The organism is Natronosalvus amylolyticus (assembly GCF_024298845.1).
In the GTDB taxonomy this organism is placed as follows: domain Archaea; phylum Halobacteriota; class Halobacteria; order Halobacteriales; family Natrialbaceae; genus Natronosalvus; species Natronosalvus amylolyticus.
Map to the genome: position 1 here is coordinate 1,907,248 of NZ_CP101156.1, position 26,093 is coordinate 1,933,340.

Consider the following 26,093-nt stretch of genomic DNA (forward strand, 5'->3'; position numbering starts at 1 on the left):
TACTCTTCCAAGCGTCGATTCACGAGCGAGGTCGAATCCACTGTCGCACGCAACCGTCCGTTCAGACGGTGGATTCTCGCCGCTCGCCAGTGGTTTCCCGATAGAGTAGACGAGGCTCGAGTGACAGGAGCAGCGGATCGGATCAGTCGTCAGCCGGAGCTGGGACTCGAGAAGCCCCATGCGTCGGAGTTGGACCCGAGTCGGCGCTTTGGGAGTCGGCGTCAGTCGATTCCTCGAGAGCTTGCTCGAGCGTACCAGCGATTGCTGGTGGAAGGTCTCGAACGGTCCGTGTGTCTTCGGGGGCCGGCGGTTGGGTGAAGAGGAACCCGCGGGACGAGTCGGTCATGGTACCGGTAATCAGGGCTCATTTTGCATAAGTCCAATCCTTATACATATATTGAGATTTAATACCATTCTAGGATATTGTCGGTAGCGTGGGTTCTTGCGGAGTAGCGAATGGCTGTTGTGGGAGAGCAGACCGGCGTTGGGGGAAACGGCTTTTGGCCATTCACTCGAGTGAAAAGATATGGGACGGCGTCGTGATCCAATCGAGCGGGCCGCCGACTCCTCGGCAGACCTACAGGAAGTGTCGACCTGGGAGCCACGGACGCGTCTGGACCGGTTTGCCGCGTGGCTGTATGCGGCGATCAGCTACGGCCTTCACGCTATCGTTATCGCCGTCGCCTTGCTGATTACGATTTCGTTGCTCGTCTCACCCACGGTGTTGGTACTCGATCAACCGCTTGTGGGAATGTTCTTTGCGCTCTCTGTCGTCCCAGCAGGGTTGCTCGCGGCGTATATCTGGTATACTGACATCACGACGAACGAGCCGCTGGGCCTGCTCGTCGGAACCTTCGTCCTCGCCGTGCTGTTTGCGACGTTCGCTGCGGTCACGAACACCGTCGCTGGCGCGTTTTTACACCCGATTCCCGTCATCGGGACCGTCCTCTTTTTTTACTTGATCGTCGGTCCCGTCGAGGAAACGGTCAAACTACTTGCTGTCCGCGTACTGGCCTACCGGAGCGACAGTTTCAACGCCGTAATCGATGGTGCAGTGTACGGCGCAATCGCCGGCCTCGGCTTCGCCGCTATCGAGAACGCGCTGTATATCACACAGACGATCGACACCGCCAGCACGGATGCCAGCCTCTTCGCTGCTGCTACAGGCATTACAACGAGCCGAGCACTCGCCGGACCCGGCCACGTCATCTATTCCGCCATCGCCGGCTACTACCTCGGCCTCGCAAAGTTCAATCCCGACAATGCCGGCCCGCTCGTAATCAAAGGCCTGCTGATCGCCGCGTTCGTCCACGGAACCTACAACACGACCGTCCAGATCGTCCCGTCGCTGCTCGCCGCCAGGTGGGCACTCGGCTCGACCGGCTCCGTCATCGTCTACATCATCGCCTTCGACCTCGTCATCGCCTACTACCTGTACCGGAAGATCAGCCGCTACCGACGGACCTACCGCGCCGTCAGGAAGGATATCCACGGCCGGTACCCGAGCGAACTAACGGAGTTCGAACCACCACAGCGCTCCCGGGCCGAGAACACTCGAGACGAACGCTCCTGATCCCGTATACGCCGCATCGAAGCATCGGTGGTCGGCCCGCACCTATCCGAGCGTGTTGACGGCTCGGTCTTCAGCGTGTATCTACGCGAGGGCGTCGACGTGAGCCTCGAGCAAGCCTTCGACGTATTTCGCGATGACGTCGACCTCGAGGTGGACCGGGTCGCCGACCGACTTGTCGGCAAGCGTCGTCAGATCGTAGGTCGTAGGGATGATAGCGACGGTTACTCGCCCGTCATCGGTCAGTTCGGCGATGGTGAGGCTGATCCCATCGAGAGTGATCGAACCCTTTTCGACGACGTAACGATCGTACCCTGCGGGCAGTTCGAACTCGAAAAACCAGTCGTCACCGACCGATTCGATCTCGCTCACCGTCGCCACCGCGTCGACGTGTCCCTGCACGACGTGACCGTCGAACCGCCCGTCGGCGGCCATCGCACGCTCGAGGTTGACCGCATCCCCGACCGTGAGATCGCCGAGGTAGGTTCGCTCGACGGTTTCACTGGCCAGGAATACCTCGAACCACGCGCCCGAATCGAAGCGTTCGACAGTCAGGCAGGCGCCACTGACACTGATCGACTGACCGTGGGCGAGGTCGGTCGCAACCGTATCGGCCCCGATTCGTAGCCGAAGGCCGTCCTCAGTCGCCGTCCGCTCGACGATTTCGCCCGTCTCCTCGACGATACCGGTAAACATACTCGAGAATCACGGCCGAGTTCACATAGGCATGACGAATCTGTAATGTGTTCCAGAATTGTGATGGTAGATGACGGACGCACGGTCCGCTGATCAAACAGTCGCCCACGAGGTGTCGTCGTCCTTTTACCGACCGGGCCCGATATCGGAGCTAATGGGGATACTGGACACGGTCAAGCTAGCCGGCGTACTCGTGTTTGCGATACCGGCGGCGCTCGCCGGCCTCGAGATGCTGGTCGTCCGCGGTGAAGTGGGCTACGGAATCGCGTTACTCGTGTTATCGGTCATGCTCGTCGTCATCCAACGCCGGCTAAAAACGCCCGGCGACATCCCCGGGCTGGTGCTCGAGCGTGTTCGTGGATCGGGTGGCCACGAGTCCGAAACGAACGATCCGTGAACGGTTTCGAGGACAACCCAACAAATTATCCCTTCATCTCACGAAAGGGAACGTGTGCCACCGGTTATGCGCGTCGGTCGACGGGAACTCACCTCGACGGAGATACTCGAGCAACTCGAGGCGGGGAACCGCGTCCTCATCGAGGTATCCCTCCTCGGGAAGACCATCGAAATGGCCGTTCGCAGACACCAGGAGACCTATTACAGAAAGTCAAGGAGAAAGCCCACGACTTGAGTCGTGGGATGAATCCCACAACAGACGACACGAACCACGAGCGATAGCCAGTCCGAGTCTCCCACGCTCATCCATACCTTTACAAAACAATATTTCGTAAGATCTGGTGATGAAGCGAGCCAACCGCTTCAACGTTCGCCCTCGCTCGGGGAAAGAGCGTGAGGTGTTCGTTCGCTGGTTGGACGCTTCTGCGAGTCTCTGGAACGAGACCAACTACGCTCGCCGCCAAGCCCTTCTTGAAGACGACGAAAGCATCTGGGACGCCGACACCGGCAAACTCGAAGGCAAATACAAGGGTGTTCTCAGCAGTTCGGTCGCCCAGCAGATCATCCGCAAGAACTCCGAAGCGTGGCGGTCGTTCTTCTCCAGCAACGAGAAATACCACGCCGGCAAACTCGACGAGAAGCCGTCTCCACCTGGATACTGGGGTAACGAAGACGATGGACGGGTACTCCGTACGTACGTTCGCAACGACCAGTACACCATCCAATTCGGGAAATATTCCCGGCTTGAAGTCCCGATCGGCTCCGAACTCAAAAACGAACTTGGGTTGAATCGGAACCAACGCCTTCGCGTTGAAGTTGCTGGTGAGCCGAAGTGGCGCGGCGAGCAAGGCCGACTCGAACTCGTGTACGACGAAACCGCAGATACGTTCAGGGCTTATCAACCAGTCACCGTCGACAGTTCTCGACTGGATTCACCACTGGCTTCGGAAGAAGCCGCTCTCGACGTGGGCGCGAACAATCTCGTCGCTTGCACGACGACAACCGGTTCTCAATACTTGTACGAAGGACGTGAGTTGTTCGAGCGGTTCCGCGAAACCACCGAACAAATCGCGTACTACCAGTCACTCCTCGAAGACCAGCGCAAATCCAGCAAGCGCATCGACCGCTTGTACCGTAAGCGCACGAATCGGCGCAAACACGCCCAAAACACCCTCGTCCGCGACCTCGTGGAACGTCTGTACGACGAGGGCGTGTCGACGCTGTACGTAGGCGACATCAAAGGCGTTCTCTCAACACATTGGTCGCCGGTTATAAACTCGAAGACGCACAACTTTTGGGCGTACCGCCGGTTCATCAATCGGCTCGAAGACGTGTGCGAAGAGCACGGTATCAGGGTCGAAGAGGAATCTGAAGCGTGGACGAGTCAGGAGTGTCCCGACTGTGGCGAGCGCGAAGGGACTATTCGCCACGAGGATTCGCTGGCGTGTCCGTGTGGGTTCGAGGGTCACGCCGACCTTGTCGCATCGGAATCGTTCCTGAGACAGCAGAACAACACAGTAGGGTCGATGGCACGGCCCGTGTACCTCAAGTGGAACAAACACAGTTGGCGGGAACATCATAGCCCGCCCTCCATCGCGGTGGAGGCAACGGCCAACGAGGCGTACACAGACCAAAGTACCGCATCGAGCGGAAATATCGCTCTCGGGGACTCAGACGACTGAGACTCCCACGAGAGGAATCTCACGACTTCAGTCGTGGGTGGATGTCAATGTGATACCCCGGTGAAACTGCTCACCTTCGAGGACGAGAAGGACTTTCGGGACTGCCTCGAGCGCTATCGCCTCGCTCGCGCGCCGGATGAAAAAGACGAACTCGAAGAACCCGAAACGGCCTGAAGACTGAGAGGTAGCCAACGATGGCGCTCGAGGGAGCCTGTCTGTGGTGTCGTTCCGTAGTGATCAGCCAGAACATCACCCTGAGTGGCGCCCGATGATGTTGTCCCTTCTATCGACGGATCCGGTGGCTCGTCATCGGATATCTGGGCCTCGAGGAATCCGACACGAACGACCACGTCTCGGTCCAGTTGTTCGGTCAGGTGGTCGTCGAATTGTTGGGCAAGGTCGGGTGGGGCCTCCATATGACGTGGAATGGCGATGAGAACGTTGACCTGTGGCTCGTTTCCGTGGAGGATATCGGCTGGCTCGTATTCGGTGGTCACCGAGATGAGTTCGACGCCCTCGATGTCCGCCTCATCGAAGTGCTGCTGGAGTTCGTCCTGGGCCTCGCTTTTGAACGCATTGGTCTGGTACGTTGCCAGGGTGACGGCACCGAGTGCTACCGAGAGGACGACGATAGCGATAACCAGGACGACAACGCGGGACACAACCGCCGATCGGACTCCCTCGGTTGTCCCCGGATCGAGAGGCTTGAATCCGGCTAGATAGAAGAGGACCAGCGCCGAGACGTTGATTGCGAGGAGGTTGACGACGACGAGAACAGCGGCGGCAATAGCGACCTCCGGTAATCCGAAGGCGATACCCAGCCCCGACGTTGCAGCCGGAGGAATGAGCGCAACCGCGATAGCCACGCCCACGAGTGCCGATCCCGCACCTCGGATTATGCTGATCACCCCGGCGAGTCCCGATCCGAGGGCGAGAAAGAGTGACAGAAAGTTTGGACTCGTTCGCTCGGCTATCTGTGGAATCGTTCGGATATCGAGTTCTGGTGGGATGAGAATCGTGTGCTGAATCACCAATCCCATTATCGCGGCAGTCACGATCGCGGCCAACAAACCAACGACCTGTAGCGTGATCCCTCTGGAAGCCATGGCCTGGTCGTCCAGTATCGTCCCGACACTCGCCGAGATGGCAGGTCCCATCAGCGGTGCGACGACCATTGCGCCAATGATTGTCGCCGCGGAATCGAGAAGCAACCCTGTCGTCGCAATGATTGTACTCAGGACCAAGAACGCGAAGAACGTAGAGTTGGCCGGTGCGAGGTCCGCTGCCCTGGCGTGTAACTCCTCACGTGAGATACGTAATCCGGGGAATCGTTCGATCAGGGCGGACAACCGCTCCGAGACGACCGTCTCGGTCGGGAGTATAATTGTATAGGCGTCCGACCGAACACCAGCATCGGTCAAGCGCTCCAGAATCGTTTCGACGCCGCTCGGCGGAACCGGGAACTGGACCATCGCCTCGAAGTCTCCCCGTCCGACCTCCTCGAAAACCGCATAGTCGATTCCCTGTTCATCGAGGGCAGTGAGGGCACTGTCTTTTGATCCCTCCGGAATGAGTATCTGTACCAATCGCATGGAGTTCACACAGCAGAGACGAGAATAAAACCCGTGTAAGTGAACACAGCCTATGCTATCCAGATGCGAATCCCGCTACACTCTTGCTATGCGTTAACTGCTACGTGAAACGAAAGATACCACCAGTTTCACCAAGCGACGCAAGCGGAGAACGCCAGTAACCACCGCACTCGAGGTAAAACCATATTCCGTTCGCGTCGCTACTCGATCTCGAGCAGCCCGTACATGAAGCCAGCGTGCGGTGAGCAGTAGTAGGGCTGTTCGCCGGCGTCCGCTGCCTCCCACTCGAACGTATCGCCTTCGCTCGAGATGGTCGAATCGAACGTCTCCCCGCCGCCACGGCGGGTGTCGATATCGTCCGTCGAGGTGACGGTGTGGAAGACGCCGTCGGTGTTGGTCCACCGAATCGTCGCACCGACGTCGACGCGGACGTGGTGTGGCTCGAACAGGAAGTTCGGTTCGTTGGTGCCGCCCTCGCCGGCTCGAGTCTCGATTTCGACGATGTCCTTCCCGGTTGCGTCGACCGGGTCATCGAAGGTGTAAAACTCGGCTTCCGCCTCGTCATCACCGGTTTCGTCGTCAGCATCGGCATCACCGTCGGTATCCTCGTCACCGTCAGCATCAGCATCACCATCACCATCCTCTTCTGCCAGTTCGTCGTCGGCAACGTCGCCGACGAGGAGATCGGCGACCATTCCACTGCTCTCGTGCGGTTCGCAGACGTAGTGGTAGTGACCCTCGACCTCGAACGTGAACTCGTACTCGAATCCTTCGTCTTCGATTTCCTGCTGGCCGGCCCAGGTCGAGCCAGCCGGGATTTCGGTCGGGACGACGTTGTGGGTATCCGATTCCCAGAGCCAGCGAACGGTGTCGCCGGGTTCGACCTCGAGTGGTTCGGCCGTTCCGGGGGTGAAGACGAACTCGTCGTCGGGCCCAACGAGCACCTCGTGGACCTCGTCGCCCTCGTCAGAGGCTCCGCTGTCGGTAGCCCCAGCAGCGTCATCTTCGGCTGCCGGTGCGAGACAACCCGCGAGGGTGGCGACGCCGAGCCCACCCGATAGCGCGATGAACCGGCGACGCGTCGCCGATTTCGTCCGGGCCATCAGTCGTCCGTCGGCGTCGGCATGAAGTTGCGGTCGACACCGATATCCACGTCACCCCACGGCATCTCGAGGTCGCGGACGGCGTGGTGAACGAGCCAGTAGCCCTGGTCGTCCACGGTGCTCCCACCGTGACCCGCATCCCAGCTGTCTGCCTCCGACTTGTGGAAGTGCGAGAAGTCATCCGGGTTCGGATTGTCGTCGTTGGTGAAGTTCCCGGCCTGTCCTATCCCGAAGTAGATCAGGTCGTTGGCTTCCTCCGGGTTGGGGTCGTCGAAGTGGAGGAAGACGATCGTGTCGCTCTCGTTTTCGGTCGGTGGCTCCCACCAGACGTGAGCAGGCGTGTACGCACGCATCTCGCCGTCGATCTCGCGCTGGTCGTCGTTGGTCCAGTTGTCCGCGAACAACTCGAGGAGCGCGTCTCGATCCGTATCCGAGAGACTGCCTTCACTGCCGACCTCGAATGTACCCGTGCCTTCACTTCCTTCCTCCGGCGGCGTCGGCATGAAGCCGTAGTCGACCCCTACCTCAACCTCGCCCCAGGGCATCTCGAAGTCGTCGACCGCGATGTGGGTCAACCAGTAGCCTTCGTCGTCGACAGAGTCGCCGCCGTGACCGGCTTCCCAGCCCTCAGCGTCGCGTTTGTGAAAGTGAGTGAACTCTTCGTCCGGTTGGCTCTCTTCCGTGAAGACGCCTTTTTTCCCGATGACGATGTAGCGGAGATTCTCTGCATCCTCCGGGTTCGGATTATCGAGATGGAGCGCGATGAACGTCTCTTCGCTCACCCACTTCCAGACGTGCGCTGGTGTGTAGCTACCGCGTTCGCCGTCGATCTCGAGTTGGTCGTCGTTGAATAGCTGATCGTCGAACAGGTCGACGAGTTGCTGGATGGTGGGTTGCTCCGCATCGCCATCGTCTTGTTCCTGGTCGTCATCCTCATCTCCCTGTTCATCGTCGTGGTCGTCGTCCATTTCATCGGTATCGTCCCCCATCTCGTCGGCATCGTCGTCGCCGGACGGTTCGTTTTCAGCATCGTCGCCACCGAGACAGCCGGCTACGGCGAGGGCACCGCTCGCACCGAGAACCTGCAGCAGTCGTCGTCGCTTCATTCGCGAGGGAATAGTGTTCGGCATACAGACGGACAGTCGACCCCATCAAGGATCACCGTATGTCGGTTGTGTGCCGGGTGTGAACGACAGGAGGTGGTATTAATACGGCAGGGAGATGGTCTCGACACGAGCGCGTGCTGTCTGCTCGAGAGCCGAAGATGAATCTGCCATCATCGCTAGCCGAGCCCTCGAGACTGGCTACCGTCGTGGCAGCGTTGAATGCGCGGAGATGAGGTTCAGCTTTCGCTTTCGTTTGACGGTTCGTCCGCGCCATTCTGGTTAGCCCCGTTGCCGATATCCCCGTTACCGTCGTCGCTACCGGCCTCATTTCCGGTTGTCTCGGACTCCTCCCCGTCATCTACATCGTCGGTATCGTTCGACTGTGGCTCGTCATCAGTGTCATCTGTTTCCGTGTCGCCGTCGGTATCATCGGTATCCTCGAGCCCGTTGCTATCACCCTCATCGTCGTCCCCATCTCCATTTTCGTCAGCAGTCGATTCGTCATCCGCCTCGCCTTCACCGGTTTCCTCCTCGCCGGTACCGTCATCGTCCTCCGTAGCTGTCTCGGCGTACGACGCTGCAGGCTGGGTCGACACCGTCACCGGCTCCTGGTCGCCGAACCCGGAGAGGTCGACCGTCCACTCGAGACGCTCATCGTCCGTCGCCGGCGTCCAGGTCACGGTGAACGTTCCGGACCCTGCCTCGAGTTGACCGGGCGGCGCGTCGTTTGTCGTTCCCTCCGTGAACGAACTACCAACGGTCAGCGCGACGTCGTTCGGGTTCTCGTAGCCGAAGGTCACCGCGTAGCCGTCCTCGGTGGACGTCACCTCCTGCACCTCGAGCGTCGGTGGCGTTGGCTGTATCGCCTCGCTACAGTCGTGGGGGTTGGCGTGGGTCGTTTCGGGACCGACGGCACTCGGATCACCGATTCCCGTGATGGCCGTCCCGAGTTCGCCGTAGTCCCTGACGGTGACGGTCGCACTCGAGTCGTCGCCGCTGACACCGCCGTTCTCCCCGACTTCGAACACGATGGTTCCAGAAAAGGGAGCAGGGACGTGGTCGCCGATCGTGATGAAATCCTCGCCGGACGTGGTGCCGACGCCGTGATCGGTGTTGAACACCGTGTGTGCCATGATCGTGTCTCCGTCTTCGAAATTTCCCGATACCTCGACGCGCGAACAGTCGATGAACGAGACCTCGAGGTCGGGTGCTTCGTCCGCGTCATCGTCATCCTCGCTTTCCTCATCATCATCGTCATCTTCGTCATCATCAGTATCTTCGTCCGCAGTTTCGTCGACGCCGAACACCTCGACCGTCCGTTCGTCGCGTTCGCCGTCAGCCTCGACCACGACCGAGAACGAAACGTCGCGCCTGACGGGGTAGGTCTCGTAGCCCAGGGTGAGCGAGTCACTCTCCCCGCCATCCACCGTCACCGATTCGGACGCCACGCGGTCCCCGCCGACTAGCAACGACACGGCTTCGGTTACCGTCGCCTCCCCGGAATTCCGCAGTTCGACGTCGAGCTCGAGCCACTCGCCGCCGGTAACGGGGTCGTTCACCTCGAGAATCCGTGGCACCAGCGAGGGAAGTTCTTCGGCGAAGACGCGAACCCGTTTCCGGTCACAGGCACCCTCAGTTTCGACGCTGACGGGGAATTCGACGTTCTTCCGCACGGGATAGGTGGGATAGCTCATCTCGAGGGTCGTCCGCTCACCCGGCTCGAGCGAGACGTCTTCGGCCCCGACGCGGTCACCGGCGACGAGGTACACCGGCTGGCTCACCGCGTCAGAGCCGGTGTTTTCGATTTCGACGGTGACCGAAAGCATCTCGCCCGCCAGCACCGGTGCGTTGGTCTCGAGGATGCTGATTTCGAGGTCGCTCACGCCGTCAGCGAACACCGAGACCGTTCGGTGTGCGGTGTCGTCACCGGTTTCGACCCGGACGGGGAACTCGACGTCGGTCCGGACTGGATAGGTCTCGTAACCGAGCGTGATCGAGTCCGTCGTGTCGTCCTCGAGCGTAACCGACCGGGTATCGACGATTTCGTTGCCCACGACAAGCGAGACGTCTCGCGTTGCGGTTTCGGAACCCGTGTTCTCGAGGCCGACGGTCAGTTCGAGTCGGTCGCCCGCCCCGACGGGCGCGTTCGTCTCTCGAATCGAGGCCTCCACCGGGCCGCCGCCGGGATCGGCCACCGTCCAGAGGTCCACCCGGCGAACGGTCCCATCGGTCGCGATCACCCAGGCGTGAATCGGACAGCGGTGACAGAGATCCGACCCTGCCACCTCGAGACTCGCCGTGTCCTGGCCGCCCGACAGCGAGGAGACCCCGAGAATGCGGTCGGCGTGACCCAGCCACCAGACGACCCGGTCGAGGGCGACGTCGCTCGCGCCGACGCTCGCCTCGAGTTCGAGGTCGACCGTAGCTTCGCCAACCTCGAGCGGCCCCGGTGACGGTTCGACGTGGTCGACCCGTGGTCCACCGTGGGCACGCGAGTCGACCTCGACCGTCCAGCCAGCAGTTCGGTTGGCGGTTTCGCCAGCGACAGCGGCTCTGACGCGGTGCGTCCCGGACTCGTCGAATGTGTATAACCAGTAGTCCCGGCCCGTCCACGCGAAATACTCGGCGTTCCAGGGCCCCATCGACCACCCCGACCAGTCCCCCTCGAGATACCAGTTCGTGACGCCGCCGTAGCCGTCGGTCGTCTCCGGTTCGGCCTCGAACAGCACGGTCGTCCCCGGCCGAACCGCCACCGCCGGATCCGGGCGAACGCGGTCGGCGGGAAGGTCGTCGATACCGGTCACCGAGACGCTCCGTGCGACGCTTTCTTCTCCCGCCGTCACGCGTACGGGAAACGTCACGTCCTGTCGGACGGGATAGGTCAGGTGACTGAACTCGAGGTCGCGGCTCTCGCCGGCCGCGAGCGTGAACGACCAGCGCCCGCCCACTGATTCGTCGCCGATGAACAACGCTGCCGTGACCTCGAGAGTCTCGTCGGTTGTGTTCGTTACTGTCGCCATGACGTCGAGGTACTCTCCAGCCTCAACCGGGTCGTTGGCCTCGAGAATTTGCACTGAGAGTGCTTCGGCCGTGGCCGTCGTTCCACCAGTGACTGACACCATCGCACCGACACCGGTTCCGAGCCCCACCAGATATGCTCTCCGGCGCATACACGGCGCTACAACGCGGAGTTGTAATATTTTACCCCAACAGACACAGGAATTTAATCGTTTTCGAGTGACGGTCTTGTGGAGTGATAGCTACGCTCGAGTGGATACTCGTTCCCGAAATTTCGCTCCTACCCCGTCCGCAGTCACTCACGCGATACCGCCACAACTGTCCGCAGTTACTCACGACCACCGTCGGCCAGCGTCTCGAGCGCCTGATCCAGATTCCCCGCCTGGGCTTCCCAGAGGGTGGCGTATCGGCCGTCAGCCGCGAGCAACGATTCGTGATCACCGCGTTCGACCACGCGGCCGTCCTCGAGGACCAGGATGGTGTCGGCATCGCGAATCGTCGACAGTCGATGAGCGATGGCGAGGGTCGTTCGGTCTTCGGTGAGCCGGTCGATCGAGCGCTGGATCATGAGTTCGGTCTTCGTATCGACGGCGCTGGTCGCTTCGTCGAGGATCAGGACTTCGGGATCCTGCAGGACGGTCCGAGCGAGGGCGACCCGCTGGCGCTGTCCACCCGAGAGTTTGATTCCACGTTCGCCGACTCGCGTCTCGTATCCCTCGTCCAGGTTCTCGATGAACTCGTGGGCCTGGGCAGCCCTCGCGGCTTCTTCGACGGCCGCGTCGCTCGCGTCGAAGTTTCCATACCGGATGTTGTCCGCAATCGACCCGTCGAAGAGGAACGTCTCCTGACTGACGTACCCGACCGCAGAACGAAGGTCGTCCAACCGCACGTCACGTACGTCGTGGCCATCGACTCGAATCGCACCCTCGTCCACGTCGTACAGGCGCAACAGGAGTTTGAGCAGCGTCGACTTCCCGGCCCCCGTTGCCCCGACGAGCGCGACCGTCTCGCCCGGGTCGGCGCTGAAAGAGACGTCTTCGACGACGATTTCCTCGTCGCCCTCGAGTTCGTCGCCAACCGCACGAGCCTCGTCGGTCGCGTAGCTAAACGTGACGTCGTCGTACTCGACGTGGCCCGCCACGTCCGCTAGCGGGTCGGGATCTTCGGGTTCGGAAACGTAAACGGGAATGTCCATCAGCCCAAATACCCGTTCGCTCGAAGCCTTGGCGTTCTGGTACTGGTCGACGATGTTCGAAACCTCCGCAAGCGGGGCGACGATGAACTGGGTTAAAAAGAGGAAGGTGACGAACTCGCCGACCTGCAACGTTCCCGTCATCGGACCCGGGCCCGCGCCGTTGACGATCCAGAGGCCGCCCACGAGGAACGTCGCGGCGAAGGCGACGCCGGCGAGCAGTTCCATTCCGGGCCGGTAGAGATACGAGAGTTTGAGGACGGCCATCGTATCGTCGAACAGTCGTTTCGACGCTTTCCGAACGCGACCGACCTCGTAGTCCTCGCTACTCGTCGTCTTCGTCAGCCCGACGCCCGAAAGGCTGTTCTCGAGGCGAGTGTTGAGCCACGCGACGGCAGAGCGTTGGCGGACGTACCGCGGTTCGACGACACGCATGAACCAGTAGGTGAAGAGGAACATGGCCGGGACCGCGACGAGCGTGACGAACGCGAGTTGCCAGTTGATCAGAAAGAGGAGAACTGTAATACCGCCGACCATCACCAGCAGTCGCAACGAGTTCACGAGGGCGTTATCGAGGAACATCTCGAGGTTTCGAGTGTCGTCGTTGAGGACGGCCATGACCTCACCCGTCTGTTTGTCGTCGAAAAACGTCATATCCAGGTTCTGCATTTTGGTAAAGCAGTCGACCCGGACGGTGTGCATCACGTCGTGGGCGAACAGGTTTGCAGACACGCCGTAAATCCAGGTAAAGAGGCCGACAGCGATGAACGCGCCCGCTATCGTGCTCACCGAAAACCAGAACTGGGCCATCTCACCCGCCGGTAGCCACGCGTCGGGAACGACCGGCAGGGAATAGGGCCCATCGCCGGCGAAGAGAGCGTCGATAGCTGCCCCCAAAATTAGCGGCGGTAACAACGAGGACATCTGGGCGATGAAGTTCGCGGCCATGCCGATGGTAAACCAGTGCAAGCGACCGGGTCCGTAGGTCGAAAACAGTCGCCAAAGCGGTCTATCGACCTCGTCGCGGTAGGCGTCGAACGGTGTCTCGTCTTCCGTGGTACTCACTGACGGATGGGTACTGTTTCGAAACGTAAATCGTGTACGGTTCTGACGAATTCTCGAGTCACGAGGTAACGACTCATACGGTCTGCTGGAACTGTGTACCGGTGATTGCCGACCCGGTATGGGCAGTCACCGGGAACGGACGACAGGAAACCGTATCACCGGACGTACAACACGGCAAGACCGAGGACGAGGAGTCCGAGGCCCCACCAGAGAGAGTCGCCCGGTAGAACGAACAACAGTAACGTGACGAGCCCAGACGAAAACAGCGACCAGCCAATGGTGGTTTGGGAGGACATGGACGTGATACTGTGTCAGAACGTTTAATCAGGTTGCTTGCCAGAACGGGGTCTACATTTTCGGGTTCTGGTTTCCAACAAACGAACCGGCAGAGTCAGCAACCCCGACCACAATGGTCGGGTTCTCGTCCTGTACCGCCTATAGATTTGTAGGCACGTCGTGAATCTATAGTAGTCAGTGAACGTCAGTGCACACCCTATCGCAAGACGGCGTCGCGGTAGGTGTGTAAATCGTTTCACTGGCTACTATAAATTAAACGCCCGACAATCGCGTTCTCCGCAAGGTCCAGCCTGTGGTGCTTCCCCAATAGTAAAGTCTGCTTGTTCTAATGAAATTATATTTGGAAGAGTTTAATAGGAGGCCTTCAAACAGTACAGACACGGCTCCCCCAGCGTTTCGAGACGGGTGAGACTACCGGTCGATAGTGGGTACACTGGAAATTCGAACGGGTTTCACCCTCGAGACGGCGGGTACGACGATCATCCGAACACCCGGGGGAGCATCCATCACCAATGAGTCACCAACGGACATCTCTCCCGATTGATGTACAGTCGATACTCGAGCGGGCATTCACAGACAGTCAGCCTGCCGCCACCGTGAGTGGCGATGGTATCGAGCAGACGCCGCTCGATGCCGATGTGCTCGAGGACCTCACGAAAGAAATAGAACGGAACTGCTACGACGGTGCGTCGGTTGCAGCCGTCTACGATGCCACTCTCCAATCGTTGACGGCCCGTATCGAACGGTACCCATCGCTCAAGCGGATTGCAGGGGCGGTGTTTCGACAGCAGTACTACCAGGATTTGCTCGGCGAGGACGATACCGGGACGGCGTTCGAGGAGACATATCGAACGACGTTCGTCTCGAACCTAACGGAAGCACACGAGGCAGGGTTGCTCGACGACCGATTGCTGACCCAGTTCGACCTCGAGGCGCTCGCCGAGTATCTCGAGCCAGATCGCGACCGGGCCTTCGAGTACATGGCACTCGAAACCCTCGTACAACGATACTTCCTCAAACCCGAAACACGGGACGACCCGCTCGAGTTACCACAGGCGTTCTGGATGCGTGTGGCGATGGGGCTTGCAATCGACGAAGACGAGCCCCAACGGCGGGCAAAAGAGTTCTACGACGTTCTCTCGACACTCGAGTTTACCCCCTCGACGCCCACCCTGTTCCACAGCGGCACCGCTCACCCGCAGCTTTCCTCGTGTTATTTGACGACCGTCAAGGACGACCTCGAGCACATTTTCGAGTCCTACAAACACCACGCCAAGCTATCGAAGTGGAGTGGCGGGCTGGGTACCGACTGGAGCAATCTTCGAGCAGACGGGGCCCTCATCCAGAGCACCGGCGTCGAATCGACCGGAACGGTCCCGTTTCTCAAAATTTCGAACGACGTCACCGCCGCGATCAACCGCTCCGGAAAACGGCGTGGGGCGGCCTGTGCCTATCTCGAGTGCTGGCACCTCGACTTCCCCGCGTTCCTGGATCTGCGACGGAATACGGGGGACGAGCGCCGGCGGACCCACGACATGAATACGGCTGCCTGGATTCCCGACCTCTTCATGAAACGCGTCGAGACGGACGACCACTGGACGCTGTTCAGCCCTGACGAAGTTCCCGACCTCCATGGCTGTTACGGGAAGGAGTTCGAACGACGGTATCGTGCCGCCGAACAGCGTGCTGAGGCTGGTGAACTCCGTCAGTACGAGCGGGTCGAGGCGGCCACACTGTGGCGAACGATGCTGACACGGCTGTTCGAAACCGGCCATCCGTGGCTCACGTTCAAAGACCCCTGTAACGTTCGCTCTCCACAGGATCACGCCGGGGCGGTCCACTCCTCGAATCTCTGTACCGAGATTACGCTCAACACGAGCCCCGAGGAACACGCCGTCTGTAATCTGGGTTCAGTCAACCTCGCCACCCACGTCACGGACGGCGAACTCGATCGCGAGCGACTGGCCACAACCATCGAAACGGCGATGCGGATGCTCGACAATGTCGTGGACCGGTGTTTCTACCCGACCGAAGCGGCCGAACGGGCCAACATGCGTCACCGACCAGTCGGCCTCGGAGTAATGGGCTTTCACGACGCGTTGATGGCTCTGGAGATACCGATGGCCTCCGAACGAGCGATCGAAACCGCCAACCGCTGGCAGGAGTTCGTCTCCTACCACGCCATCCTCGGAAGTTCGAAACTGGCCGCCGAACGGGAACCGTATCCCTCCTTCGACGGGTCGAAATGGGACCGCGGACTGCTGCCACAGGATACGGTCGATCGCCTCGAGGACGAACGCGGCACGGAGATTCCAACCGACCGGACGGAAACTCTCGAGTGGGACCGCGTTCGATCCCACGTGGCCGAGCACGGGATGCGAAACTCGAACACGATGGCAATCGCACCGACGGCGACCGTCTCGACGATCAACGGAACGACACCCTCCATCGAGCCGATGTACTCGAACCTGTACGTCAAATCCAATATGTCGGGTGAGTTCACCGTCATCAACGATCAGCTGGTCGCAGACCTGCGGGCCCGGGGCTGCTGGGACGACGAGATGGTCGATCGAATCAAGTACCACGACGGGTCCATACAGGAAATCGATGTCGTCCCCGACGACTGCAAGGAGCTATACCGGGGGGCCTTCGAAATCGATCCGCGCCACCAGATGCGACTGACTGCTCACCGACAGACGTGGATCGACCAGTCCGTCTCCCACAACGTATTTTTCCCGTCCACCGACGGCTCGCTGCTCGATGACGTGTACAAGACGGCGTGGCGACTCGGCCTCAAGACGACCTACTACTTGCGAACGCTGGGTGCGTCACAGATCGAGAAATCGACGCTGGATATGGGCGAATACGGCAAGACACAACACCGAGACGCGACGCCGACAACTGAAACGGGTCGCGACACAGTGGATAGCGAATCGAACGACCTCTGTACGGTCGAAGATCCGACGTGTGATGCCTGTCAGTAACACCTACCAATGGCTCTCATCGACACCAACACCGAACACGACCCGAACAAGATACTGCCGATCGAGTACAACTGGGCCCGCGAGTATTACACTGCGGGTGTCGCAAACAACTGGGTCCCCGAAGAAATCCCGATGCAAGCAGATATTTCCCAGTGGGACGGAGACGAACTATCTGACGCCGAACGGCAACTCATCGAGTGGAACCTCGGTTTTTTCTCGACGGCCGAATCGCTGACCGCTAACAACATCGTCCTCGCGCTGTACGAGTACGTGACCGCTCCCGAATGCCGACAGTACCTGCTCCGACAGGCTTACGAGGAGGCCATCCACACGGACACGTTCATCTACTGCTGTGATAGCCTCGGCTTCGAACCAGAATATCTATACGGAATGTACGACCGGATCCCGTCGATAGCCGAAAAAGACGCCTTCGTCGTCGATCTCACCAAAGCGATCGATCGACCCGATTTCACCCTCGAGACGGACGCCGACATCCGCGCGTTCGTGCGCGACCTCATCGGCTTTTACGTCATCATGGAAGGCATCTTCTTTTATGCCGGCTTCGCGATGATGCTCGGCCTCAAACGCCAGAACAAGATGGTCGGGATCGGCCAGCAGTTCGAGTACATCATGCGCGATGAGTCACTGCACGTCGGGTTCGGCGTCGATCTCATCAATCAGATCCGTCGCGAACATCCCGGGGTGTGGACCGATCGATTCGAGCGAGAGGTCATCGACCTGATCGCCGAAGCGGTCCGTCTCGAAAAGCTCTACGCACAGAAAGCGTGTCCGGAGGGCATTCTGGGCATGAGTGCAGCACAGTTCGCCGAGTACGTCGAATACATCGCCGACCGTCGACTGGATCAACTCGAGATTCCAACCCAGTACGGAACCGAAAATCCGTTCCCGTGGCTGTCCGAACAGGTCGACCTCAACAAGGAGAAGAACTTCTTCGAGACTCAGGTCACCGAGTACCAGAGCGGCGGCAACCTCGAGTGGTGAGCCAACCGCCCACGTTATTCCTTGGCTGCACCGGTTCGTGTACGCCTCGTTGCCGAAGCGGTCCTGAATCGACCAGTCTCCGCGGTTCCCGCCGTTGTCACGTCAATAATATACTGTGGTTGCTACGATCTGCAGTCAGATACACCTCCCTCGAGCAGCGGACGACAGCCAGCAGAATAGTTTATATATCCAGACTGTAATCAGCCTGTAAATGGGGAAGTCAGGCAGCGATTACGCAGCTTCGACCGCCGACGAGGTAGAGGACGCCCTCCACCGACTGTTTCGAAGCAGTCGGCTCAACGCGATGGTCGCGTGGGTGTTCGTCGGTCTCCTCGGGCTGGTCTTCCTCGAGAGTGTCCTCGATTTCGACCGGTTGTGGATACTGTTCGTCGCAACAACTGGCGTCATCGTTCTCGTTCCACCGATCGCTCACCGCGACTGGCGAATGATGTTACCCTGGGAAGTCCTCGTCATCGCACTGCTTCCAATTCTCGTCCGAGCACTCTTTGGTGGCGAACTCGGTACGTTCGGCTACTACCTCTCAGTGGCCGGGCTAGCACTGATCGTCACCGTCGAACTCCAGATGTTCACGACGCTGCGACTCACCCACTGGTTCGCCGTCATCTTCGTCGTCCTCACGACGCTTGCATCGGGCGCGGCCTGGGCGATTATCCGGTGGAACATGGACCAGTTCGGTGGGACGACTTTCCTGCTCGATGGCGAGATTTCACAGGATACCGCGAACGCGGTGCTCATGGAGGAGTTCCTCTGGGTGGCCCTCGCAGGGCTCGCCGCCGGCATCCTCTTCGATGCGTACTTCCGGCGGCGCGGTCGACGACTGCGTCGCCGACTTCGACAGGTGGTTCGACGATGACGCTGCTGCCACGCCCCTCCGTTCGGAATCAGCGACGACTCACTCGAGGCATGCAACTCCTGCTGGTGGGCATCATCGTCTACGGGGTCCTCTACTCCCAACCCAAAGCGATCACGAACGGCTCGCTCGCCCTCCTCATTACGTTCGCCCCGGCAATTCTCGAGCGTAACTATCGGGTTCCACTCGACCCGTGGCTCGGCCTCTGGATCACGCTGGCCGTGTTCTTGCACACGATGGGGTCGGCCGGCCTCTACGGCGCAATCGGCTGGTGGGACCACCTCACCCACGCGATGTCCGCCTCGGTCGTTGCTGGCATCGGCTACACCTTCGCTCGAGCGATCCACCTCCACCACGAGGATATTCACATCCCCAGTCGGTTCGCCTTCGTCTTCATCCTCATTTTCGTGATGGCCTTCGGCGTCATCTGGGAACTGTTCGAGTTCGGGCTGGACGTCGCCGCAGCGGGAACCGGGATTCAGATGCCCCTCTCACAGCACGGTATCGACGACACCGTTCGTGACATGATGTTCAACACCCTCGGCGCACTGGTCGTTGCCACGTTCGGACAGGTGCACCTCTCTGGGGTCGCCGAATCGGTCCTCGAGTCGCTCGGCGCTCCCGACAGGTAGCGATTCGAGAACACTCGAGACTACCGCTCTCAGCTCGAAAAACGACGAACCCTCTAGCGCCTCCCCCAGACGTCGAGCGATGCGTGAAACCGGATCCCCACAATCAGTGTTATACCGTCGGACAGAACGGTTGGTAGATTCACCGGAGGCCGTTCCCGGTGACAGTATATCAAAGCATCTGTCCGACGGTATAGTATCCGTTCAGGGCTGGAAACCCACGCAGTGAACTATCGCTCTTCCGTCGAGGAGAGTATATTGGACCGCTCGAAAAGGATCAGTGTCGGTTCGTTGAGCGTCGAAGATGATGTATTAGCAGCCGTCGTCTACATCATGCCGCCCATGCCACCCATGCCGCCGCCCATGCCGCCGGCACCGGGTGCACCTTCCTGGTCGTCGCCTTTGTCCGTCGACAGGTCGCCGGCGGAGATGATGTCGTCGATTTTGAGGACGAGGTTCGCGGCCTCGGTCGCAGAGGTCACAGCCTGCTCTTTGGCGTGGGCTGGCTCGACGACGCCGGCCTCGAAGGTGTCCTCGACGTCACCGGAGAAGACGTTCAGACCCGCACGGATCTGGCCATCGTCGTGGGCTGCACGCAGGTCGACCAGCGTGTCGATGCTGTCGAGACCGGCGTTCTCGGCGAGCACGCGTGGGACGAGCTCGAGCGAGTCCGCGAAGGCTTCGACGGCGAGCTGTTCACGCCCGGAGACGGAGTCGGCGTAGTCGCGCAGGCGCGAGGCGAGTTCGACTTCGATTGCGCCACCGCCCGCGAGGACGCGGCCGTCGGAGACGGTCTGAGCGACGACGTCGAGAGCGTCGTTGACGCCACGCTCGAGTTCGTCGACGACGTGCTCGGTGGAGCCACGGAGCAACAGGGTGACGCCGTGGGAGTCCTCGCCCGTAACGTAGAACAGTTCGTCGGCGTCGTCGCGGGTGACGTCACCGAAGCCGAGGTCGTCTTCGGTCGCACTCTCGAGGTCGGAGACGATGGAGGCGTCGACGACTTCAGCGAGGAACTCGAGGTCGCTCTTTTTCGCGCGGCGAACCGCGAGGATGCCCTCTTTAGCGAGGTAGTGCTGAGCGAGGTCGTCGATGCCTTTCTGGCAGAAGACGACGTCAGCACCGGTGTCGACGATGTGCTGGACCTTGTCTTTGAGCTGTTTTTCCTCGCGGTCGAGGAACTTCTGGAGCTGGTCGGGGTCGGTGACCGACACTTCCGTGTCGACGTCGGTCTCTTCGACCTCGATCGGGTCACGCAGCAGGAGGATGTCTGCGTCCTCGACGCTGGATGGCATGTTGTCGTGGACGGGGTCCTTGTCGACGATGCCACCCTCGAGGAGTTCGGACTGGTCGACCGCACGGCCAGTCTGGGTCTCGATTTTCAGGAACTCGAGGTCGACGACGTTGTCGCCGTCATCGGTTTCGACCGTGACGCTGGAGACGGCATCGACGATGAGCTGGGCGAGGTGCTCTTTGTTGACTTCGGCCCCTTTGCCGGTCATCGAGGTTTCGGCTGTCTTCTGCAACAGCGCCTCGTCGGAGGTGTCGATTTCGGTCGCGATGTCGTCAATTTCGGCGCGAGCCTGCTCTGCGGCCATGTGGAAGCCTTTGATGATGGCCGTCGGGTGAATGTCCTGCTCGAGGAGGTCCTCGGCGTTTTTGAGGAGTTCACCGGCGATGGCGACGGCCGTCGTCGTGCCGTCACCCGCTTCGTCTTCCTGCGTTTCGGCGACCTCGACGATCATTTCGGCCGTCGGGTTGTCGATGTCCATCTCCTGCAGGATGGTGACGCCGTCGTTCGTGATGGTAACCGATCCCATCGAGTCGACGAGCATTTTGTCCATCCCTTTCGGGCCGAGTGTCGAGCGTACGGCCTCCGCGACCGCCCGAGCGGCCTGGATGTTGTAGTCCTGCGCGTCGCGGTCTTTGACGCGCTGGGAGTCCTCGCTCATCACGATCATCGGCTGTCCCTGTTGCATTCGCTGGCTCATAGTCACTCGATTCATTGTTTGCCCTTCTATATAAATATACCGTTACCGAGCGAGTTCGGACCCCGCCTCGAGCGGACACCAATGTGAGTGAAAACACCCGACATGGGCGCCACAGGAGTGTGTTATTGACTATCAATGGCGTAGGTTACGCTCCATAGGAGTCCCCCGGTCACGCCGCTTTTATATATCTACGATAGCACGCTGATCGACGGCGATAGCGATCGCCGTCCGAGGGGTTCCAAACCGTGGTCTTTCTCCCCCGAACCGTAGACCGCCGCGCCAATCCGTAGCTATCTTCCCGGACCTATGACTCCCACCCCGAACGGCGAACACGGTCAGGACCGTGGTCGAGAGCAGGTCACTCGAGAGGGTCGACCAGCGACGGCTCGTCGACTGCTGGACTGTTGACCGCGGTCGAAACCGGATACGCCCGCATCTCTGCCGACTGATACGGCTGAAGCAGTGACGACGGATCCGCCGCGGAGAGCCACTCTCGCTCACGACCGGGCTCGAGTATCGCCGCCATCCGATGGTGATACTCGCCGATCAGGTCGTTCGGTTCGGTCGTCACGACGGTAAACGTCTCGCGTGGCCCCTCGGGTTCGTCGTCCGTCTCGCTCGAGCCGCCACCGAACGCATCGAGCCCAGTCTGCGTCGTCTCGGCAGACGGTTCCCAGCGCGTCCAGAGTCCAGCCATGGCGAAGGGCCGATCGTCCTCGAAGGCTACCCGAAAGGGTTGTTTGCCGTCGTCAGTCTCGACCCACTCGTAAAAGCCGTTTGCCGGCACCAGACACCGGCCGGCCTGCACCGTTCCCTTCGAACCGTCTCGCTTTCCCGGGTTTTCGTAGGCCTCACGAAAACTCGGCTTCGTCGACACGGTCTCCGCGCGGGCGTTGATCAACCCACCAGTGTCGTCCTCAGCCCAATCAGGGATGAGTCCCCACTCGAGGTGGCGAAAACGCTCCGGATCATCAGCGCGAATCACCGGCAGTTCCTGACCGGGCGCCATATTGTATCGCGGCGAAAACGGCTCCGAAAACCTGGCATCAAAGCGTTCCTCGAGGTCAGCTTGCTCGAGAAACAGGGTGTACCGTCCACACATGGTATACCCGAGGGGAGGGACCGACAAATCGTTGATGCCCACAGTAGGCAGTTCCTATCCGAACAGCGTGGGATAAAAGGAGTGCCTACCACAACACCATTGCGAATAATCACCCCATACCAACCTCGAGTGTGGCGGTAACTCCCTCGTACTCACATAGGCTCTCGTGGCTCCTCGAGATATGTCAGCAGAGCGCTCCCGTGCGTACGAAGCCAGTTTCACGGCCGATGGTCGCCTCGAGATCAGCGAATACGACGAGCCGGATCGGTGGATTGCGACGGATGCCCCCGTCGAGTGTCGCCGGTAGTCGAATGCTCCGGTCTGAAACAGCCAGTTCAGGCCGTTGATTGGTCACGCCCACTCGAGACGGTGCCCATTCGCCAGACGACGAGGACGAGGAGGACCGCAAGTCCCACTGGTATCCACATCGCTTCGTCGATCGAGTACCCTTCGGCAACGACACCCATTACCGTCGGGACAACGGCGATACCGCCGTACGTCGCTGCCGTCGCCAGCGAACTCACCGGGCCGCTGTAGGCCGGTGCAAGCTCCACGCCGTAGGCCGAAAGCAACGGAAACAGTGCCGAGAGCAATAGCCCTGTGAGGAAGGCCGCGACGAGCAAGCCGACGGTCGAGGTGGTCCAGACGGCCGCCGCAAGCGCCGGTACAGCGAGCACCGTGGTCAGTATCGCCAGTCTGAGGTAGGGCATCGATCCGATCACACGAGCGTACAGATACCGACCAGGAACGTACGCCAACAGGTACGCCGAAAGCGCTAGCGGTGCAATCGCACCGTCCATAATCGTCAGAGCGTAGTAGGGCAACCACGTGAAAATCGCCCCCTCGATGCCGCCCACGAGCGCCATCCCAACGAGCGTCCCGCGAATCCCCGGCCTCGAGAGCAGTTCTCGAAGGGCAGCCCGCTCGAGGGGCTGTTCGTTCCAACCCGAAGGTGGTGACGAACGCCAGACGACGGCGACGATGGGGAGGAAAAGCAGCCCGATCAGCACGTACACCCACTCCCAGGAGGCGACCAGCAAAACCCCGCTCACGATAATCGGCCCGGTGACAGCACCGAGCGCCCACGCCAGCGCGTACAGGACGAACACACGACCGAGTCGGTCGGCATAGAGGTGGCTCAACAGCGGGCGGTCCATCGCCCGAAAGATTCCTGCCGCCGCCCCCTGGGCGAGTAACGCGAACAGAAAGAGCCAGTACGTCGGCGCGAGCGCAATCGTGAACAGAAACGTCGCCATCGCGATAGCTCCGACGACCATCGTCCGCCGGACGTCGAGTCGCCCGGCAAGCAAGCCCACGAGGACGATAGCGACCACGAATCCGACGGTTCCGGCCGGGGCGACGAGCCCCAGAAGCGACTCCGTAACCCCGAAATCCGCCTCGAACCGCGAGAGCAGCGCGCCTCGAGACTGCATCGCCATCGCATCGCCAGCGACGAAACAACACGCCGCCAGTAACCACTTCGTTCGAGCGTGCACGGCCAATGCGAGACGACTGGTCTATCTAATATCTTCGGTCTCGAGGCTCCCGGCGCTGGTTCTCGAGGGCCGGGCGTACCACGGTGGACCGATGCGTGTTCAGGTCGCGGGTTGTTCGCGAGGCTACACACTGCACACGAGTGTTGTGTCGGAAAACGCCAGGACAGGGATTTGAACCCTGAATCCCGAAAGGGAACACGCTTTCCAGGCGTGCGCCTTACCGTTCGGCCATCCTGGCTCACTCGAGCATAGCCGGGTCGGTCGTTTAACTGTTACGTATCGGCCCGTCACTCATCGTCCGACTCGGCGTCTGCACCCGTTCTCACAGCCCGCTTTGCTGACCACGCAGCCACCCGATGCTCGAGAGCGTAGGCCAGCGCGGCCGTCCCGACAGCCACGGCGACAGCGATAGCGAACCCCTGCATGATTGAGACCAGCGGCTCCCGAAACAGGGCGTACCCCTGTACGAGCACCAGGAAGGTCATGAAACCGACGGCACCCCACAGCACGGCGGATTTCTGTCGCGGCTCCACGGCCTTACTCGAGGCTGGCGATCGCTTCGATTTCGATACCGACACCTTTCGGGAGTCGAGCAACCTCGAAGGCGCTACGGGCCGGTGGTTCGTCGTCAAAGTATCCTGCGTACACCTCGTTCATCGCCTCGAAATCCTCGATGTCGGCGAGCAGAACAGTCACCTTGAGGACGTCGTCCATACTCGCGCCGGCCTCCTCCAGAACGGCCGTGACGTTGTCCAGTGACTGTTCGGTCTGGACGTCGATTGGCTCGTCGTCGAGCAACTCTCCGTCGGGAGTCAGTGGAATCTGTCCCGCGGTAAACACCAGCGAGTCGTCGGTGGTTCCCTGGCTGTACGCGCCAACGGCGGCCGGTGCATCGTCCGTGCTGATGATTCGTTTCATGTCGAAATCGTCTCGCCAGGGTAACTTAAACACCGACGAAATCGCTCGAGTGACCCTCGAGTGGCGTGTGTTGAACGTAACTATCCCTGCAGAATCCGAGGCCGCCTTACTTCGTTACCCATAGCATTAACTATGGGTATGATACCAAAATCGCACAATCCGAATCAAATCAGCACTTCGACGGCGTAGCCTTCGGACTCGAGTGCCTCGAGCAACGCTTCGACGTGGTCGTGGCCACGGGTCTCGAGATCGATTTCGACCTCGGTGTCGCTCATGCCGATATCCCTCGAGGTGCGGTCGTGCTGGATTGCGTAAATGTTCGCGCGGTGGCCCGAGAGAATTGCCAACAGATCCTCGAGCGCGCCGGGTCGGTCCTTGAGCACAGTTTTGATCTTCAGATAGCGTCCGGTTTCGACCAGGCCACGGACGATGACGGTCGTCAACATGTTCAGATCGATGTTGCCGCCACACAGCGCCGGGACGATCACCTCACCGGGTTCGTACTCGAAGCGGTCGAACAGGAGCGCGGCAAGGGCAACGGCACCGGCGCCTTCGACGACAGTTTTGGAACGCTCGAGCAAGTGGACGACGGCCATGGCGATCTGTTCGTCGGTGACGGTGACGACCTCGTCGACCCGCTCCTGGATGATCGGGAACGTTTTCTCGCCGACGCTCCGGGTCGCGATACCGTCGGCGATGGTGTCGACTCCATCCAGCGAAACGACTTCCCCTTTCTCGAGCGAACTGGCGACGCTGGAGGCACCGGCCGACTGGACACCGATGATTCTGACATCCGGCTTTTCGGTCTTGATGGCTGTCGCGATTCCCGAAATTAACCCGCCACCGCCGATCGGAACGACGACGGTGTCGACGTCGGGACAGTCCTCGAGTATCTCGAGGCCGATGGTTCCCTGACCGGCCATCACGAACTCGTCGTCGAAGGCATGGACGTACGTCCGGCCCTCTTCGCGTTCGATCTCGTGAGCGCGTTCGGCCGCCTCGTCGTAATCCGCCCCCGAGAGGACGACCTCGGCCCCGTAGCTCTGAGTGGCTTTGACCTTGGAAATCGGAGCGTTCTCGGGCATCACGATCTTCGAATCCACGTCGGCGCGGGTGGCCGCGAGCGCAACGCCCTGGGCGTGGTTACCAGCGCTCGCGGTGACGACACCGGCGGCCTGTTCGTCGGGCGAAAGCGTCTGAATGCGGTTGGTCGCCCCCCGTATTTTGAACGCGCCGGTGCGCTGGAAGTTCTCGAGTTTCAGGTGCACCTCAGCACCGGTCATATCTGAGTAGGTATAGGAGTACGAAAGCGGCGTATGACGGGAGGTTTCACGCACCCGTTCAGCAGCCTCGAGGATGGCAGTACGGTCGAGCATGACCGCG

At 60.5% G+C, this 26,093-nt stretch carries 24 protein-coding genes and 1 tRNA gene; 10 read left to right on the plus strand and 15 right to left on the minus strand.

Features of this window, described 5'->3' with window-relative positions:
- Positions 1-142 precede the first annotated feature (142 nt).
- A complete protein-coding gene (locus NLK60_RS09050) occupies positions 143-346 on the minus strand; it encodes a hypothetical protein (protein WP_254807478.1) in 204 nt (67 codons plus the stop codon).
- Between the two features lie 180 nt (positions 347-526).
- Here NLK60_RS09050 and NLK60_RS09055 point away from each other — a divergent pair, with 180 nt between their 5' ends.
- Positions 527-1,573, plus strand: a complete 1,047-nt coding sequence (locus NLK60_RS09055; protein ID WP_254807479.1) for a PrsW family intramembrane metalloprotease — start codon at positions 527-529, stop codon at positions 1,571-1,573.
- 81 nt (positions 1,574-1,654) lie between these two features.
- Here the strand turns inward: NLK60_RS09055 and NLK60_RS09060 are convergent, their stop codons facing one another.
- Positions 1,655-2,266: a riboflavin synthase gene (locus NLK60_RS09060; RefSeq protein WP_254807480.1), complete on the minus strand. Its 612-nt coding sequence runs from the start codon at positions 2,264-2,266 to the stop codon at positions 1,655-1,657.
- A 154-nt stretch (positions 2,267-2,420) separates the two neighbouring features.
- Here NLK60_RS09060 and NLK60_RS09065 point away from each other — a divergent pair, with 154 nt between their 5' ends.
- The 4 genes from NLK60_RS09065 to NLK60_RS19790 all read left to right on the plus strand — a co-directional run bounded on the left by NLK60_RS09065 (position 2,421) and on the right by NLK60_RS19790 (position 4,518).
- Positions 2,421-2,663, plus strand: coding sequence for a DUF7533 family protein (locus tag NLK60_RS09065; RefSeq protein ID WP_254807481.1), 243 nt, complete (start codon positions 2,421-2,423; stop codon positions 2,661-2,663).
- A gap of 54 nt (positions 2,664-2,717) precedes the next feature.
- On the plus strand, positions 2,718-2,897 hold the full coding sequence (locus NLK60_RS09070) for a DUF8001 family protein (protein WP_254807482.1): 180 nt from the start codon (positions 2,718-2,720) through the stop codon (positions 2,895-2,897).
- Between the two features lie 109 nt (positions 2,898-3,006).
- Positions 3,007-4,344 carry an RNA-guided endonuclease InsQ/TnpB family protein gene (locus NLK60_RS09075; RefSeq protein ID WP_254807483.1) on the plus strand — a complete coding sequence of 446 codons (1,338 nt, stop codon included), beginning with the start codon at positions 3,007-3,009 and terminating at the stop codon, positions 4,342-4,344.
- Positions 4,345-4,377: 33 nt separating this feature from the next.
- On the plus strand, positions 4,378-4,518 hold the full coding sequence (locus tag NLK60_RS19790) for a DUF8001 family protein (RefSeq protein ID WP_484555218.1): 141 nt from the start codon (positions 4,378-4,380) through the stop codon (positions 4,516-4,518).
- Here the strand turns inward: NLK60_RS19790 and NLK60_RS09080 are convergent.
- From NLK60_RS09080 to NLK60_RS09105, 6 genes are all read right to left on the minus strand, one after another.
- Positions 4,458-5,936 (minus strand): TIGR00341 family protein, encoded by a 1,479-nt coding sequence (locus tag NLK60_RS09080; RefSeq protein ID WP_254807484.1) that lies wholly within the window; start codon positions 5,934-5,936, stop codon positions 4,458-4,460. The two genes, NLK60_RS19790 and NLK60_RS09080, sit on opposite strands and share 61 nt — an antisense overlap.
- A 200-nt stretch (positions 5,937-6,136) precedes the next feature.
- Entirely contained in the window at positions 6,137-7,039 is a 903-nt protein-coding gene (locus NLK60_RS09085; protein ID WP_254807485.1) for a plastocyanin/azurin family copper-binding protein, read from the minus strand.
- Complete coding sequence (locus tag NLK60_RS09090) at positions 7,039-8,169, minus strand: hypothetical protein (protein WP_254807486.1); 1,131 nt, start codon at positions 8,167-8,169, stop codon at positions 7,039-7,041. The genes NLK60_RS09085 and NLK60_RS09090 overlap by 1 nt, the downstream gene beginning before the upstream one ends.
- Positions 8,170-8,381: 212 nt before the next feature.
- Positions 8,382-11,315 carry a COG1361 family protein gene (locus NLK60_RS09095; RefSeq protein ID WP_254807487.1) on the minus strand — a complete coding sequence of 978 codons (2,934 nt, stop codon included), beginning with the start codon at positions 11,313-11,315 and terminating at the stop codon, positions 8,382-8,384.
- 176 nt (positions 11,316-11,491) lie between these two features.
- On the minus strand, positions 11,492-13,420 hold the full coding sequence (locus NLK60_RS09100; protein ID WP_254807488.1) for an ABC transporter ATP-binding protein: 1,929 nt from the start codon (positions 13,418-13,420) through the stop codon (positions 11,492-11,494).
- A 155-nt stretch (positions 13,421-13,575) separates the two neighbouring features.
- Positions 13,576-13,716, minus strand: a complete 141-nt coding sequence (locus tag NLK60_RS09105; protein ID WP_254807489.1) for a hypothetical protein — start codon at positions 13,714-13,716, stop codon at positions 13,576-13,578.
- 513 nt (positions 13,717-14,229) lie between these two features.
- Between NLK60_RS09105 and NLK60_RS09110 the strand changes: the two genes are divergently transcribed.
- The 4 genes from NLK60_RS09110 to NLK60_RS09125 all read left to right on the plus strand — a co-directional run bounded on the left by NLK60_RS09110 (position 14,230) and on the right by NLK60_RS09125 (position 19,206).
- Positions 14,230-16,701 (plus strand): ribonucleoside-diphosphate reductase subunit alpha, encoded by a 2,472-nt coding sequence (locus NLK60_RS09110; RefSeq protein ID WP_254807490.1) that lies wholly within the window; start codon positions 14,230-14,232, stop codon positions 16,699-16,701.
- A gap of 9 nt (positions 16,702-16,710) precedes the next feature.
- Complete coding sequence (locus NLK60_RS09115; RefSeq protein WP_254807491.1) at positions 16,711-17,703, plus strand: ribonucleotide-diphosphate reductase subunit beta; 993 nt, start codon at positions 16,711-16,713, stop codon at positions 17,701-17,703.
- Between the two features lie 211 nt (positions 17,704-17,914).
- Positions 17,915-18,577 carry a hypothetical protein gene (locus NLK60_RS09120; protein WP_254807492.1) on the plus strand — a complete coding sequence of 221 codons (663 nt, stop codon included), beginning with the start codon at positions 17,915-17,917 and terminating at the stop codon, positions 18,575-18,577.
- Positions 18,574-19,206 carry a DUF2238 domain-containing protein gene (locus tag NLK60_RS09125; protein WP_254807493.1) on the plus strand — a complete coding sequence of 211 codons (633 nt, stop codon included), beginning with the start codon at positions 18,574-18,576 and terminating at the stop codon, positions 19,204-19,206. Before NLK60_RS09120 ends, NLK60_RS09125 begins: the two co-directional genes overlap by 4 nt.
- A gap of 323 nt (positions 19,207-19,529) precedes the next feature.
- On the opposite strand, the gene thsB is transcribed toward NLK60_RS09125, so the two are convergent.
- Positions 19,530-21,182 (minus strand): thermosome subunit beta, encoded by a 1,653-nt coding sequence (gene thsB, locus NLK60_RS09130; RefSeq protein WP_254810453.1) that lies wholly within the window; start codon positions 21,180-21,182, stop codon positions 19,530-19,532.
- Positions 21,183-21,552: 370 nt separating this feature from the next.
- Positions 21,553-22,296, minus strand: a complete 744-nt coding sequence (locus NLK60_RS09135) for an SOS response-associated peptidase (protein ID WP_254807494.1) — start codon at positions 22,294-22,296, stop codon at positions 21,553-21,555.
- A gap of 181 nt (positions 22,297-22,477) precedes the next feature.
- Between NLK60_RS09135 and NLK60_RS19525 the strand changes: the two genes are divergently transcribed.
- Positions 22,478-22,603 carry a hypothetical protein gene (locus tag NLK60_RS19525; RefSeq protein WP_256530368.1) on the plus strand — a complete coding sequence of 42 codons (126 nt, stop codon included), beginning with the start codon at positions 22,478-22,480 and terminating at the stop codon, positions 22,601-22,603.
- Between the two features lie 28 nt (positions 22,604-22,631).
- Here the strand turns inward: NLK60_RS19525 and NLK60_RS09140 are convergent, their stop codons facing one another.
- From NLK60_RS09140 to ilvA, 5 genes are all read right to left on the minus strand, one after another.
- Positions 22,632-23,792: an MFS transporter gene (locus NLK60_RS09140; RefSeq protein ID WP_254807495.1), complete on the minus strand. Its 1,161-nt coding sequence runs from the start codon at positions 23,790-23,792 to the stop codon at positions 22,632-22,634.
- A gap of 156 nt (positions 23,793-23,948) precedes the next feature.
- A tRNA-Ser gene (locus tag NLK60_RS09145) sits at positions 23,949-24,030 on the minus strand.
- Between the two features lie 49 nt (positions 24,031-24,079).
- Entirely contained in the window at positions 24,080-24,325 is a 246-nt protein-coding gene (locus NLK60_RS09150; RefSeq protein WP_254807496.1) for a DUF7981 family protein, read from the minus strand.
- Positions 24,326-24,329: 4 nt separating this feature from the next.
- Entirely contained in the window at positions 24,330-24,710 is a 381-nt protein-coding gene (locus NLK60_RS09155) for a RidA family protein (protein WP_254807497.1), read from the minus strand.
- A gap of 164 nt (positions 24,711-24,874) precedes the next feature.
- Positions 24,875-26,086 carry a threonine ammonia-lyase gene (gene ilvA, locus NLK60_RS09160; protein ID WP_254807498.1) on the minus strand — a complete coding sequence of 404 codons (1,212 nt, stop codon included), beginning with the start codon at positions 26,084-26,086 and terminating at the stop codon, positions 24,875-24,877.
- Positions 26,087-26,093 lie beyond the last annotated feature (7 nt).